Origin of the sequence: Mycobacterium sp. 1165178.9 (assembly GCF_001673555.1) — a bacterium.
Classification (GTDB): domain Bacteria; phylum Actinomycetota; class Actinomycetes; order Mycobacteriales; family Mycobacteriaceae; genus Mycobacterium.
This window is the reverse complement of record NZ_LZMB01000310.1, coordinates 1-13,790: the sequence shown is the minus strand read 5'-3', so window position 1 is coordinate 13,790 and position 13,790 is coordinate 1. Positions and strand designations below refer to the sequence as shown.

At 67.2% G+C, this 13,790-nt stretch carries 12 protein-coding genes and 2 pseudogenes; 6 read left to right on the top strand and 8 right to left on the bottom strand.

Annotation, left to right across the window (positions count from 1 at the left end; genetic code table 11):
• The first annotated feature begins 129 nt into the window (after window positions 1–129).
• From A5652_RS13495 to A5652_RS29155, 3 genes are all read left to right on the top strand, one after another.
• On the top strand, window positions 130–615 hold the full coding sequence (locus A5652_RS13495) for a polyketide cyclase (RefSeq protein ID WP_067351761.1): 486 nt from the start codon (window positions 130–132) through the stop codon (window positions 613–615).
• A 126-nt stretch (window positions 616–741) separates the two neighbouring features.
• A complete protein-coding gene (locus A5652_RS13490) occupies window positions 742–969 on the top strand; it encodes a deoxyribodipyrimidine photolyase (protein WP_067351758.1) in 228 nt (75 codons plus the stop codon).
• A 92-nt stretch (window positions 970–1,061) separates the two neighbouring features.
• Entirely contained in the window at window positions 1,062–1,361 is a 300-nt protein-coding gene (locus tag A5652_RS29155; RefSeq protein WP_082983892.1) for a hypothetical protein, read from the top strand.
• A 14-nt stretch (window positions 1,362–1,375) separates the two neighbouring features.
• Here A5652_RS29155 and hisS read toward each other — a convergent pair whose 3' ends face one another.
• Window positions 1,376–2,656 carry a histidine--tRNA ligase gene (gene hisS / locus A5652_RS13485; protein ID WP_067351755.1) on the bottom strand — a complete coding sequence of 427 codons (1,281 nt, stop codon included), beginning with the start codon at window positions 2,654–2,656 and terminating at the stop codon, window positions 1,376–1,378.
• A 3-nt stretch (window positions 2,657–2,659) separates the two neighbouring features.
• The gene (locus A5652_RS13480) at window positions 2,660–3,328 is read right to left on the bottom strand and encodes an MBL fold metallo-hydrolase (protein ID WP_067351752.1); all 669 of its coding nucleotides are present in this window, start codon (window positions 3,326–3,328) and stop codon (window positions 2,660–2,662) included.
• Between the two features lie 118 nt (window positions 3,329–3,446).
• Between A5652_RS13480 and A5652_RS13475 the strand changes: the two genes are divergently transcribed.
• Together A5652_RS13475 and A5652_RS13470 are read left to right on the top strand one after the other, a co-directional pair.
• A complete protein-coding gene (locus tag A5652_RS13475) occupies window positions 3,447–4,343 on the top strand; it encodes a peptidylprolyl isomerase (protein WP_067351749.1) in 897 nt (298 codons plus the stop codon).
• 76 nt (window positions 4,344–4,419) lie between these two features.
• On the top strand, window positions 4,420–6,183 hold the full coding sequence (locus tag A5652_RS13470) for a protein kinase (RefSeq protein WP_067351746.1): 1,764 nt from the start codon (window positions 4,420–4,422) through the stop codon (window positions 6,181–6,183).
• A 13-nt stretch (window positions 6,184–6,196) separates the two neighbouring features.
• Here A5652_RS13470 and A5652_RS13465 read toward each other — a convergent pair whose 3' ends face one another.
• The 5 genes and pseudogenes from A5652_RS13465 to secD form a co-directional block, all read right to left on the bottom strand.
• Window positions 6,197–8,575 (bottom strand): bifunctional (p)ppGpp synthetase/guanosine-3',5'-bis(diphosphate) 3'-pyrophosphohydrolase, encoded by a 2,379-nt coding sequence (locus tag A5652_RS13465; protein WP_067351763.1) that lies wholly within the window; start codon window positions 8,573–8,575, stop codon window positions 6,197–6,199.
• A gap of 134 nt (window positions 8,576–8,709) precedes the next feature.
• Window positions 8,710–9,249 (bottom strand): adenine phosphoribosyltransferase, encoded by a 540-nt coding sequence (locus tag A5652_RS13460; protein ID WP_067351744.1) that lies wholly within the window; start codon window positions 9,247–9,249, stop codon window positions 8,710–8,712.
• A gap of 7 nt (window positions 9,250–9,256) precedes the next feature.
• Window positions 9,257–10,951, bottom strand: a complete 1,695-nt coding sequence (locus A5652_RS13455) for an ABC transporter substrate-binding protein (RefSeq protein WP_067351741.1) — start codon at window positions 10,949–10,951, stop codon at window positions 9,257–9,259.
• Between the two features lie 4 nt (window positions 10,952–10,955).
• A complete protein-coding gene (gene secF / locus A5652_RS13450; RefSeq protein ID WP_067351738.1) occupies window positions 10,956–12,236 on the bottom strand; it encodes a protein translocase subunit SecF in 1,281 nt (426 codons plus the stop codon).
• Window positions 12,237–12,239: 3 nt separating this feature from the next.
• Window positions 12,240–13,394: pseudogene (gene secD, locus A5652_RS13445) on the bottom strand (protein translocase subunit SecD); the annotation flags it as partial.
• Between secD and A5652_RS28575 the strand changes: the two are divergent.
• Entirely contained in the window at window positions 13,394–13,735 is a 342-nt protein-coding gene (locus A5652_RS28575) for a hypothetical protein (protein WP_369805792.1), read from the top strand. The pseudogene secD and the gene A5652_RS28575 sit on opposite strands and share 1 nt — an antisense overlap.
• On the opposite strand, the pseudogene A5652_RS29150 reads toward A5652_RS28575, so the two are convergent.
• A pseudogene (locus tag A5652_RS29150) lies at window positions 13,714–13,790 on the bottom strand (hypothetical protein); the annotation flags it as partial. The gene A5652_RS28575 and the pseudogene A5652_RS29150 overlap by 22 nt on opposite strands.

Here is a 13,790-nt window from a genome sequence, read left to right as displayed (position 1 = left end):
ACGTCTTCGAACATAGGTTCGATTATCGCACGGGGCTACGACAGCTCAACATCACGAACGCGGCGAACGATGGGCGGAACCGCGGCTAAGCTGCGGATCGTATCGCCCCTACGCCGGCTGCGAGGACGTATGACCGACCGCATCGAGACTTCCCGCACCATCGCCGCCCCGGCGCCGGCCATCTTCGCCGTGCTGTGTGATCCGCAGGGTCACGTCGCCATCGACTCTTCTGGCATGCTGCAGGCAGCCGAGGGCGATCCGGTACGCGCCGTGGGTGACCAGTTCGTCGTTCACATGGATCGCCAATCATTAAACGATTTCCCGGAATTGGGCAAGTACGACGTCACCGTCGACATCAGAGAGTTCGAGCAGGATCGTCTGATCGCGTGGACGGTTCTGGGTCAGATCAAGCCGCCGCTCGGCCATGTCTACGGCTACGCGCTGACGCCGTCCGAAGACGATTCGGCCACCGTGGTCACGTCGTTCTACGACTGGTCGAACATCGACCCGCAGTGGCGGGAAGCCGGAATCTTCCCGATTCTGTCCGAGGGCGCCCTGCGTGCCACTCTGGGAATTCTGGACCGCACCGTGCGGCGCGGTTATCCGGCCGGATAATTCAAACCCACCACCGCCACACGCGCTGTTGCTCACCGGGTTTCGGCCCGCGGCTCTTTCGGGGATGCGGTTTCGCGTCGCATTCGTTCGGGTATTACCTCGTGGCCCCTCACGAAAGGACCTGTCATGTTGCACTCGGTGATTTTGGCGAGTTCGGACCCGATCGCGGCCGGTTTTATCCTCCGCGGCATCAAGGGGATTTTCGTCGCCATCGGCAGCATTATCGCGGCAATAATCTGCGGAGTGATCGCAATGATGAAGGGCCGCAACCCGCTGGGATGGGGAATTCTAGGGCTGTTTTTCTCAATCCTGACATTGATCGTCGTCATCATTATCCCCAGCAAGAAAAGCTAAAAGGCGCTCCCCGGACCGTGACTAGGCGCGCGCACCGGGCATCGCCGAATTTCGAGCTTGGTCAAACAATGTGGACGCGGGATAATGCCGGCATGCGTTTCATCTGTGTCGCTGCGGTGGCCGCCATGCCCGTCGCCATGCTGATCGGGATCTCGTCAGCTCATGCCGAAACTGGCGTCCCTGGTTACGTTCAATGCCTAGGGGGCGACGCGAAGCCCCCGCCGCCGGGGGTGAGCGCGGAAAATTGGTTTCCCAGCCTTCATGTGATCGATAACGACATCGGTTCTGGAATTCCCGCGGACCAAGTAGTTCAAAGATTAGTGACCATGGGAGTCAGCCCGGCCGACGCCGCCACCCGAGTGCGGTGCTATCTGGCCAACTTGCCGCATTAGCGCAGGCAGCCCGGCTAGCGAGCAAGCTGCGAAATCACCTCGGCGACAACCGAATCCAGCGCAACGGGAACCTGCTCCCCCGTCGTCAGATCTTTCACACCGACCGTGCGGGACTCGATGTCGCGGTCGCCGAGGACCAGCGCAAGCCGGGCCCCGGAGCGGTCGGCCGCGCGCATCGCGCCCTTGAGACCACGGTCGCCGTAGGCCATGTCGACGCGCACACCGCCGGCCCGCAGCTGTGCGGCCACCACCGCCAGCCGCAACTTGGCCTGCTCGCTCAGCGGCACGCCGAACACCTCGCAGCGCGCCGTCTCCCCCACGCTCTTGCCCTCGGCGCGCAGCGCCAACAGCGTGCGGTCCACACCGAGCCCAAAACCGATGCCGGACAGATCTTGTCCGCCGAGCTGGCGCATCAGGCCGTCGTAGCGGCCCCCGCCGCCGATGCCGGACTGCGCGCCCAGGCCGTCGTGTACGAATTCGAACGTGGTCTTGGTGTAGTAATCCAGCCCGCGCACCATGCGCGGGTTGAGGACGTAGGGCACTGCCATTGCATCCAGGTGGGCCAGCACGGTGTCGAAGTGCTGCTTGGCCGCATCGGACAGGTGATCGAGCAGCACCGGAGCGTCGGCCGTCATCGCACGCACCTCCGGTCGCTTGTCGTCGAGCACCCGCAGCGGATTGATCTGCGCCCGCCGTCGCGTTTCCTCGTCCAGGTCGAGCGCAAAAAGGAAGTCCTGCAACAGCTCCCGGTACTGCGGGCGGCAGCTGTCATCACCCAGCGAGGTGATTTCCAGGCGGAAGCCGTCGAGCCCGAGTGAACGAAAGCCGGCGTCGGCGATCGCGATCACCTCGGCGTCCAGCGCGGGGTCGTCGACGCCGATCGCCTCCACCCCGACCTGCTGCAGCTGGCGATAGCGGCCGGCCTGCGGACGCTCATAGCGGAAAAACGGCCCCGCGTAACAGAGTTTGACCGGCAACGCGCCGCGATCCAGGCCGTGTTCGATCACCGCGCGCACCACGCCGGCGGTGCCCTCAGGCCGCAGCGTCACCGAACGATCGCCGCGGTCGGCGAACGTGTACATCTCCTTGGACACCACGTCGGTGGATTCGCCGACGCCGCGGGCGAACAAAGCGGTGTCTTCGAAGATCGGCAGTTCGATATCGCTATAGCCGGCCCGGCGGGCGGCCCCGAGCAGGCCGTCGCGCACCGCGACGAATTGCGCCGAGTCCGGCGGGACGTAGTCCGGCACCCCTTTGGGCGCCGCGAGAGCGGAGAACGCTGACGACTCAGGCACGGGCTACAGGCCTTCGAGGAACGGGTTGAGGCGCCGCTCGGCGCCGATCGTGGTGGCGTTGCCGTGCCCCGGCAGCACCACGGTCGCGTCGTCGAGGATCAGCAGTTTGTCGACGATCGAGGTCAGCAGGTCGCGACCGCTGCCACCGAACAGGTCCGTGCGGCCGATGGAGCGCTCGAACAGCGTGTCACCGGTGAACACCACGTCCGTTCCGTCCTTGCTCGCCTCGAGGACCCGGAACAGCACCGACCCGCGAGTGTGCCCGGGGCTGTGATCGACGTTCACAGTGACGCTGCCCAGGTCCAGCTTGTCGCCGTCGCGGTCCAGCTCGACGACCTGTTTGGGCTCCCGCCAGAAAGCGCCCGCCACCATCTGGGCCACGCGCGGGCCCAGGCCGTAGATCGGGTCTGTGAGCATGAACCTGTCCTCGGGATGGATGTAGGTCGGGCAACCGTAGGTGTCGGACACCTTCTGCGCCGACCACATGTGGTCGATGTGCCCGTGGGTCAGCAACACCGCGGCCGGCGTCAGCCGGTGTTTGTCCAGGATGTTTCGCAAGGGACCCATCGCCCGCTGCCCCGGATCCACGATGACGGCGTCCGTTCCTGGCCGCTCGGCCAGCACATAGCAGTTGCACTGCAACATGCCGGCGGGAAATCCGGTGATCAACACGGTTCCCAGTTTCCCACGGGCCCCACTTGACACGAGTCGCGGCGCCCACATTAGCCTGAGCTGGCACCTCACCGGTTCAGCGAGGTTCCGACTCACCAACCATGGAGGCATAGCGGCCGTGCCGACCAACGAACAGCGACGTGCCAACGCCAAACGCAAGCTCGAACGGCAGTTGGAGCGGCGCGCGAAGCAAGCCAAGACGCGCCGGATCGTGCTGATCGCGGCCGGCTCGATCGTGGCCGTGGCCGTGGTCGCGGCGGTGGTGATCACGATCGTCAGCACCAAGCACGACCACAAGAGCAACACCGCGGCGTCGACGACCACCAGCAGCAGCTCGTCTGCGGAGTCCACCACTCCCGCCGGACCGCCGCCGTCCGCCGCGCCGCTGCCGCCCTTCAAGCCCTCGGCCGACGTGGGCGCCAACTGTCAGTACCCGGCCTCGCCGCAGGCGGCGGCCACGCAGGTCAAGCCACCGCGAACCGGCAAGGTGCCGACCGACCCGGCCCAGGTGAGCGCCAGCATGGTCACCAATCAGGGCCACATCGGTCTGATGCTGGCGAACAACGAATCGCCTTGCACGGTCAATAGTTTCGCGAGCCTTATCGGCCAGAAATACTTCGACAACACCAAGTGCCACCGGCTGACCACCTCGCAGGGCCTGGGTGTCCTGCAGTGCGGCGACCCGAAGGGCGACGGCACTGGCGGGCCGGGCTATCAATTCGCCAACGAGTACCCGACCGACCAGTATCCGCCGAACGATCCCAAGGCGCAGGAACCCGTCCTCTATCCGCGCGGCACCCTGGCCATGGCCAACGCGGGCCCCGGCACCAACGGCAGCCAATTCTTCATGGTGTACAAGGACTCCCAGCTGCCACCGCAATACACCGTTTTCGGCACCATCCAGCCCGACGGGCTGGCCACTCTGGACAAGATCGCCAAGGCCGGCGTCGCCGGCGGCGGTGAAGACGGGGCACCCGCCACCGAGGTGACCATCACCTCGGTGCTGCTCGACTGAATCCATAGCGGCGCAACGCAGGCGGAGAATCGCGAGAATCACGCGGCGGCCACGGCCGACGGCCTATTGTCGTTGCGTGGCGGGAGAGTCCTTCGGGCAATACCAATTGCTGGAAGTCTTGGGGCGCGGTGGCATGGGACAGGTCTACCGCGCTTTTGATGCCACCACCGATCGGGTCGTTGCGCTGAAGGTGCTGCCCGCAAACCTGGCCGAGGACCACGAGTTTCAGCAGCGTTTCCGGCGCGAGGCGCGCATTGCTGCAAGTCTGAACGATCCGCATGTGGTGCCCATCCACAGTTACGGCGAAATCGACGGCCGGCTGTACGTCGACATGCGGCTCATCGAGGGACGCGATCTGGTCGACTACATCTCCGAGCACGGCGGGCGGCTGAGTCCCGAGCGCGCGGTCGCGGTGGTCGAACAGGTTGCCGCGGCGCTGGATAGCGCGCATGCGGCGGGATTGATCCACCGCGACATCAAGCCGAAAAACATCTTGGTCACCACGGCGCGGGATTTCGTCTACCTGATCGACTTCGGCATCGCCCGCAGCACCGCTGACACGGCCCTGACGCAAACCGGACACACGATGGGCACCGTCGCTTATATGGCTCCCGAACGTTTCAGGGGCACAACTGATCACCGCGCGGATGTCTACTCCCTGGCCTGCGTCCTACAGGAGTGCCTGACCGGGACGCGCCCCTTCCCGGGTGAGAGCCTCGAAGAACAACTCAACGCGCACTTGACGATTCCGCCGCCCCAGCCGTCGGCCAGCGTGCCCGGACTTCCCCCGGGACTGGACGCGGTGGTCGCGCGCGGCATGGCCAAGGACCTAGAACGCCGTTACCAGTCGGTCATGGAGCTCGCCGAGGCCGCCCGCGGCGCACTGGCCAGTCCGATCGGGTCCATATCGCCGGCGCCGCCACCGCCCGGTGCGTCGCCGCGGGGCAACGCGGCTTCCCCGCCGGACGGCAAACCCGACGCGCGGTTACAGCATGACCGCCCAACGCATTCGCGGCGTTTGCTGGTCGGCATCGTCGGCGCATCGGCGCTGGCGCTGACCGCGGTGGTGGCGTTGGTCATCGCGCTGGTGGCCCAGAGTCACGGTTCCGCCGACAGCGCGGGCGCCTCCACGCAGACCCGGGCCCCGGTTCCCGGCCGGACCGGATCCAGCCCCGGTACGAGCGGCCCGGCTGCGGCGACGGTGCCGCCGTTGCCTGCGTTCGCGCCGCCGCCCGATCTGGGCGCCAACTGCGAATATCGATCGGTGCCGGACCCGGTCCTCCGGCCGGTGAACCCGCCGCGCTCGGGGCGCGCGTCCACCACTCCCCCGCAGATCGGTGCCGTCATCTCCACCAACGTCGGTGACATCGCCATCCAGCTGGCGAATTCCGAGTCCCCGTGCGCAGTGAACAGCTTCATCAGCCTGGTCAGGCAGCAGTTCTTCGACGGCACCCAATGCGCCCGATTGATCAGCTCCCAAGACGGCGGATCACTGTTGTGTGGCGGCCCCGACGTGGACGGATCCGGTGGTCCCGGTTACGAATTCGCCGACGAGTACCCCGCCGACCAATACAAGCTCGACGACCCCGCGTTGCGCGCGACGGTGGTGTACCCGCGCGGCACCATCGTCATGGCCACCGAGGGACCCAACACCAATGGCAGCCAATTCGCATTGATCTTCAAGGATTCCGAGATGGAACCGCAGAGCACAGTGCTGGGGACCATCGACCAGGCGGGGCTGGAGACCCTGGACAAGATCGCGCGTGCCGGCATCGCCGGCAATCGTCAGAGCGGTGCGCCCGCCAACCCGGTGAAGATCACCTCGGTGCGACTGAGTTAGGGCCGGACTCGGATCACGCCGCGGACGTGACGCGGTAGACGTCGTAGACGCCTTCGACGTTGCGCACGACATTGAGCAGGTGGCCCAGATGCTTGGGGTCGCCCATCTCAAAGGTGAAGCGGCTGATCGCCACCCGGTCACCGGAGGTGGTGACCGACGCGGACAGGATGTTGACCTTCTCGTCGGCCAGCACGCGGGTGACGTCCGACAACAGCCGGTGCCGGTCGAGCGCCTCGACCTGGATGGCCACCAGAAACACCGACGACGGCGACGGCGCCCAATGCACTTCGATGATGCGCTCGGCCTGCTGCTGCAGCGAGGCCGCGTTGGTGCAGTCGGTGCGGTGCACGCTCACCCCGCCGCCGCGGGTGACGAATCCCATGATCTGGTCGCCGGGGACCGGGGTGCAGCATTTCGCCAGCTTGGTCAGCACGCCCGGGGCGCCGGGAACCGAGACGCCGACGTCGTCGCTGCTGCGTGGGCGGCGCAACATGGTTGTCGGCGTGGACCGTTCGGCGAGGTCCTCTTCGGCCTGGTCGATGCCACCCAGTTCGGCCAGCAGTCGCTGCACGACGTGCCGGGCCGACACGTGGCCCTCACCGATCGCGGTGTAGAGCGCGGACACGTCGGTGTAGTGCAGCTCGCGTGCCACCGCGGCCAGCGTTTCGCCATTGACCAAGCGCTGCAAAGGAAGTCCACCGCGACGCACCTCGCGGGCCATGGCGTCCTTGCCGGATTCGAGCGCCTCCTCGCGCCGCTCCTTGGCGAACCACTGCCGGATCTTGGCCTTGGCGCGCGGCGAGACCACGAACTGCTGCCAGTCTCGCGACGGACCGGCGTTGGCCGCTTTGGAGGTGAAAACTTCGACGACTTCCCCGTTCTCCAGCTTTCGTTCCAGCGCGACCAGCCGCCCGTTCACGCGGGCGCCGATGCAGCGGTGGCCGACCTCGGTGTGCACCGCATAGGCGAAGTCCACCGGCGTGGAACCGTTGGGCAGGGTGATGACATCACCCTTGGGGGTGAACACGAAGATCTCCTGCACCGCAAGGTCATAGCGCAACGATTCGAGGAACTCGCCTGGGTCCGCGGCCTCCCGTTGCCAGTCGAGCAGCTGGCGCATCCAGGCCATGTCGTCGATCTCCGCCGCGGCGTGCGGGTGCGGAACGCCGTTGCGCCCCTTGGCTTCCTTGTAACGCCAGTGCGCGGCGATGCCGTATTCGGCGGTGCGGTGCATGTCGCGGGTGCGGATCTGCACCTCCAGCGGCTTGCCTTCCGGACCCACGACGGTGGTGTGCAGCGACTGGTAGACGCCGTACCGCGGCTGAGCGATGTAATCCTTGAACCGGCCCGCCATCGGCTGCCACAGCGAATGCACCACGCCGACAGCCGCATAGCAGTCCCGGATCTCGTCGCACAGGATGCGGATGCCGACCAGGTCGTGAATGTCGTCGAAGTCGCGGCCCTTGACGATCATCTTCTGGTAGATCGACCAGTAGTGCTTGGGTCGGCCCTCCACCGTCGCCTTGATCTTCGACGCACCCAGGGTATTGACGATCTCGGCGCGGACCTTGGCCAGGTAGGTGTCCCGCGACGGCGCACGCCCGGCGACCAGCCGAACGATCTCCTCGTACTTCTTGGGATGCAAGATCGCGAACGACAGGTCTTCCAGTTCCCACTTGACGCTGGCCATACCCAGCCGATGCGCAAGGGGCGCAATGACTTCCAGCGTCTCGCGGGCCTTGCGGGCTTGCTTCTCCGGCGGCAGGAACCGCATGGTGCGCATGTTGTGCAGCCGGTCGGCGACCTTGATCACCAGCACGCGCGGGTCGCGCGCCATCGCGGTGATCATCTTCCGGATGGTCTCGCCCTCGGCGGCGCTGCCCAGCACCACCCGGTCCAGTTTGGTGACGCCGTCGACCAGATGGCCCACCTCTTCACCGAATTCCTCGGACAGTGCGTCCAGGGTGTACCCCGTGTCCTCGACGGTGTCGTGCAATAGCGCGGCCACCAAAGTGGTGGTGTCCATACCCAATTCGGCCAGGATGGTGGCGACGGCCAATGGGTGCGTGATGTAGGGGTCACCGGAATGGCGCAACTGGCTGGCGTGCCGCTGGTCGGCGACCTCGAAGGCCCGCTGCAGCAGCGACACGTTCGCCTTCGGGTAGATCTCCCGGTGCACGGCCACCAGCGGTTCCAGCACCGGGTTGAGCGTGCTGCGCTGGGCGGTCATCCGCCGGGCCAGCCTGGCCCGGACCCGACGCGACGCGCTGCTTGACGTTTTCAGGGACTCGGCGACAGGCTCCGGAATCTCCATCGGCTGGGTGATGGCCGGCGACTCTTTGACTTTAGTGGGCGCGTCGAGCGCTTGCGCCGCGCTATTTTCCTCCGCCACGTTGGTCACCTCCGAAATCGAGGATATCCCCACTCGATCCAATTACCCGCCTCCTTCTCACGCCGTCCCCCTCGCCGCTCCGCGGCTGGGCGGTACCCCCATCGCGGCGCGCATCGTCGCCGGAGGCACAAGCGCTACTCGCAAGTCAGGCTGTGCACCGCCAACGGCGCGGCCACGTCCCGGCCGCGCAACGCGCCGAGTTCGAATACCACCGCCGCCGCCGTCACGTTGGCCCCGGCGCGCTCGAGCAGCCTGGCCGCCGCGGCCAGGGTACCGCCGCTGGCCAGCACGTCGTCGATGATCGTGATGTTGCGCCCGCGCAGGTCCAAGCCGTCCGCGGGAATTTCCAGCGTCGCGCTGCCGTATTCCAGGTCGTACCGCTCGGCGTGCACCGGCGGCGGCAGTTTTCCGGCCTTGCGAATGGCGAGCAGGCCGGTCTGCAGCCGTTCGGCGACGGCGCCGGCCAGCAGGAATCCCCGGGCCTCGATACCGGCCACCAGATCCGCGCCGGACGCGATCTCGGCCAACGCGCCGGTGATCGCCGTCATCGCCGTCGCGTCCGCGAACACCGGGGTGAGGTCTTTGAACTGGACCCCCGGCTTGGGGAAATCGGCCACCTTGCGCGTCAGCGACGCGATCAGCTCGGCCACCGGCGCCGGGCCGGGGTTCGTCATCGGAGCCTCACTGTATGAGGGCCCATCGGTCCATGTTCCAGCCCGCGCCCCACCGCGTCGGGTTCTTGCTCACCGCATACATCTTCTTGGAGCTCAGCAGCGTGCGCTGCTGGCGGTACAGCGGCAGGGTGGGCATGTCGCCCCACAGTACCGGGGCGGTTTCGGTCAGCAGCCTGGCTCGTTCGGCGGCGTCGGCCGAGACGGCCAGCGCGCCGATCGCGTTGTCGACCTGGGGATTCGTGTATCCGGACAGGTTGTTGCCGTTGCCCGTGTGCAGGGCGTAGGCATCGAGCGCCGACGACCCCGACGACCCGCTGCCGGTGGCCCCGCCGGTGCTGGCCAGCAACGCGTCGACCTTGCCGTCCCGCAGCGCCTGCGGACCCGAGCCGTCCAGGATGACGGCGGAGACGGTGATACCGGCCGCGCCGCACGCCTTGGTGATGACGCCGACGTTGACCGCCAGGCGCGCGTTGGGCCCCTGGTACCCGATCCGCACCGTCAGCGGCGTACCGCCCAGCGCCTTGCGCGCGCCGACCGGATCGGACTTGCTGAACGGGCCGGCCTCGGCGGCCCCGTCGCCGGCCGACACCGCATCATCGGTGGCCGGTTCCAGGCGTGAGTTGGCGATCGGCGTCCCCGCGTCCTTGGCCAGCGAATCACGCGGCGTGCACAGTGCGACCGCGCGCCGGGCGTTGGGCGCCGCGAGCGGCCCCTGCGGGGCGAAGATCAGCTGCTCGACGCCGTTCGACGGCCCATCGGAGCGCTCGTAGTTGTCCGGCGTGGTCAGCGCCCCCGACGAGCCCGAGGCGACGTCGACCACGTCGACGCTGCCGTTGTTGACCCGGTCCTGGATGTCGGGTCCCTGCGACCACACGGTCACCCGCTTGGTGATGGCCTTGGGCCCCCACCACCGGTCGTTGGCGACCAGCACCACCGCGCCGCGATCCAGCACGGATTCGATCTTGTACGGCCCCGACGACGGAAAGCGCTTGAGGTCGATCCCCGGCTTGAGGTCCCAGATGGTGTTCCACAGCTTCGCGATCTGCTGCACCAGGGGTCCGTTGTTGCTGAGCAGGGCCGCGGTCACGTCGACGTTGAGCTGGTCGGCGATGACGTGCGACGGCATCAGCGAGGTCGCGGTGAATAGCTGGTTGTAGTCGACGACGCCGCGGTCCGGGATGAAGGACACCCGCGCCTTCTTCTGCCCGGGCATGCATTCGACATTGGCGATGTCGAGGTAGCCGGCTTGGGTGGCGGCGTGGAAGTCGGGGAACTTGCCGGACTGAGCCGCCCAGGCGAGCACGATGTCGTCGCAGGTCACCGGCTTCCCGTCGGAGTAGACCGCGTTGTCGGCGATCTGGTAGTCCAGCACCAGCGGCGTGCCGCCGACCACCGACACCGTGCCGAAGTCGCGGTCGGCGACGATTTGCCCGTCGGGACCGTGATAGCTGAAGCCGGTCAGCGCGCGGGCGAACGCCTGCGCTCCGGCCGACGCGGCCCCGGCCACGGTGTTGGTGTTGTAGGTGGACAGCGGGCCGTCGACCACATAGTCGACCTGGGACGCGGCGCTGCCCGCGCAAGCGGTCAGCGTGAAACCCGCCGCCAGCACTACCGCCAATCCGGCGCCGATCCATCCCGCCACGGCCCGACGGCCGATGAGCCCGCCACGATCGGCCCCAGTTCCGGGGTACCTGGTGGCCATGGGCCTACCGCCGGCCGACGTTCCGCTTGCCGGTGGGACGCCGGGTCCCGGTCGGCCGCACCGGACGGGCGCCCGGCGCCGGCTTGCTCGGCGCGGGTTTGGGCGGCTCGGCCGCGGCCGCCGCTTCTTTCGCTTCGTCGGCGGTCTCGGTGTCGCCGTCGCCGGCTTCGGTCTCGGCCGCGCTCGAGCCGGGACTGCGGCGCCGCATCACGCGCCGGGTGTGGGTACGCACCAGCTCGGTGCGCTCGCGCAGGGTGACCAGCAGCGGTGTGGCGAAGAAGATCGACGAGTAGGTGCCGACCAGGATGCCGACTAGCTGCACCAGCGCGAGGTCCTTCAGCGTGCCGACGCCGAGCAGCCACACCGCCACGACCATGAGCGCCAGCACCGGCAGCACGCTGATCAGGCTGGTGTTGATGGAGCGCATGAACGTCTGGTTGATCGCGAGGTTGGCCTGTTCGGCGAAGGTGCGCCGGGTGGTGTGCTGGAAGCCGTGGGTGTTCTCCTCGACCTTGTCGAACACGATGACGGTGTCGTACAGGGAGAAACCCAGAATCGTCAGCAAGCCGATGACGGTGGCCGGCGTGACCTCGAAACCGACCAGCGAGTACACCCCTGCGGTGACGCTGAGGTCGAAGACCATCGTGGTCAGCGCCGAGATGGCCATGTACCGCTCGTAGCGGACCATGATGTAGACGCCGACCAGCACCAGGAAGACGGCGAGCGCGATCAGCGCCTTGTCGGTGATCTGGTCGCCCCAGGTCTCGGAGACCGCGGCGTCGCTGATCGCCTGCTTGCTGGGCTTGCCGTCGGCACCTTTGGGTCCGAAGGCGTCGAACAAAGCGTTGCGGAGCTTGGTCGTCTGGTCGTTGGTCAGCGTCTCCGAACGGATCTGCACGGTCGCGCCCGCGCCGTTGCCGACGACGACCACCGACTCCGGATCGTTGCCGATGGCCTTGTGAAACACCTCGGAGACCTGTGAGGTCTGCACGGTCCCGGCGGCCCCGGCGGCCGGCATCGACACCGTCGTGCCGCCGTTGAAGTCGATGCCGAAGGTGAAGCCCCGGAACAGGATGCTCAGGACGGCGATGCCGACGATCGCGCCGCTGATGCCGAACCACAACCTGCGCCGTCCGACCACCTCGAACGCGCCAGTGCCGGTGTAGAGCCGCGACAGGAAGCCGTGATGCGGCAGGCTCGCCGCGCTGCTGCCGGTCAACTCGGTCGCACCCTCGGAGGCTTCGGTGATCTCGGTTGCGTCTTTGGAGGCTTTGGAGGGAGTCATGCGTTATCCCCGTCCCGTCTTCACCTGCGCCGAAGCCCGCCGTTCGCGGGCGACCTGCTGAACGGCACCCAGGCCGTTGTAGGCCGGCTTTGCCAGCGTCGGGGACTTGGACGCCAGGTACACCAGCGGCCAGGTCACCAGGAACACCACCACGATGTCGAGGACCGTGGTGAGGCCCAACGTGAAGGCGAATCCCCTCACCTGGCCGATGGCCAGGGCGTACAGCACCGCGGCGGCCAGGAAGGTGACGGCGTTACCCGACACGATCGTCTTGCGGGCGCGCACCCACCCTCGTGGCACTGCCGATCGGAACGAACGGCCCTCGCGGATCTCGTCTTTGATGCGCTCGAAGAAGACGACGAACGAGTCGGCGGTGGTACCGATACCGATGATCAGACCCGCGATGCCCGCCAGATCCAGGGTGTAGTTGATTTGACGGCCCAGGATCACCAGGATCGCGAAAATCATTGCCCCGGAAGCAGCTAGCGACAGGGCCGTGAGCAAGCCCAGCACCCGGTAGTAGAGCAGCGAATACAGCAACACCAGAATCAAGCCGATCGAGCCCGCGACGAGCCCGGCTCGCAGCGACGTCAATCCCAGTGTCGCGGAGACGGTTTGGGCCTCCGAAGCCTCGAAGGACAGCGGCAGCGAACCGTATTTGAGGACGTTGGCCAGCTGCTTGGCGGTCGCGGCGGTGAACGGCGGATCGCCGCCGCTGATCTGGGTCCGGCCGCCGGGAATGGCTTCCTGGATCATCGGCGCGCTGACCACCTGCGAGTCCAGGGTGAATGCTGTCTGGGTGCCGATGTGGGCGGCGGTGAAGTCGGCCCAGGTGTTGGCCGCGGCGGACTTGAACTGCAGGTCGACGATGTAGCCGATTCCGCGCTGGTTCTGGCTCGAGCTGGCGTCCTGGATCTGATCACCACTGATGATCGACGGGCCCAGCAGATAGGCGACCTTGTGGTCGGTCGAGCAGGTGACCAATGGCTGGGCCGGATCGTCGTTGCCGGCCAGAATGTCTTCTTTGTCGCAGCGGGTGGCCTGGAACTGCAGGGCGAGGAACTGAATGCCCTGGCGCGTGCTTTGGCGCCACTTCTTCTCATCGGCGATGCGGTCGGCGAGTTCCTTGCGCGGATCGGGCGGCGCAGGCTCAGCAGATCATCGGCGCCCGGGTCAACGGGCTCGGTGTCTCCGGCTCGGAGGTCGTCGTCGACGGCGACAACCTGATCATCACGGTCCCTGGGAACGACGGCAACGAGGCGCGAAACCTGGGTCAGACCGCCCGCCTCTACATCCGTCCGGTGCTCAACTCGATGCCGGCCCAGGGCGCCGAGCCCAAGCCGCCGGCGCGCCACCCGGCCCCCGGCCAGACCGCGCCGGGTCAGCCGGCCCCCGGTCAGCCGGCGCCCGGTCAGCCCGCACCGGGTCAGCCGGCGCCCGGTCAGCCCGCGCCGGGTCGGCCGGCACCCGCGCAACCGCCCGCCAAATCCAGGGTGTAGTTGATTTGACGGCCCAGGATCACCAGGATCGCGAAAATCATTGCCCCGGAAGCAG

Coding starts and splice junctions, on each gene's coding strand:
- secF (WP_067351738.1), bottom strand. CDS start 12,236: ATGACTCCCTCCAAAGCCTCCAAAGACGCAACCGAGATCACCGAAGCC.
- A5652_RS13490 (WP_067351758.1), top strand. CDS start 742: ATGTTGCACTCGGTGATTTTGGCGAGTTCGGACCCGATCGCGGCCGGT.
- A5652_RS13455 (WP_067351741.1), bottom strand. CDS start 10,951: ATGGCCACCAGGTACCCCGGAACTGGGGCCGATCGTGGCGGGCTCATC.
- A5652_RS13460 (WP_067351744.1), bottom strand. CDS start 9,249: ATGACGAACCCCGGCCCGGCGCCGGTGGCCGAGCTGATCGCGTCGCTG.
- A5652_RS29155 (WP_082983892.1), top strand. CDS start 1,062: ATGCGTTTCATCTGTGTCGCTGCGGTGGCCGCCATGCCCGTCGCCATG.
- A5652_RS13495 (WP_067351761.1), top strand. CDS start 130: ATGACCGACCGCATCGAGACTTCCCGCACCATCGCCGCCCCGGCGCCG.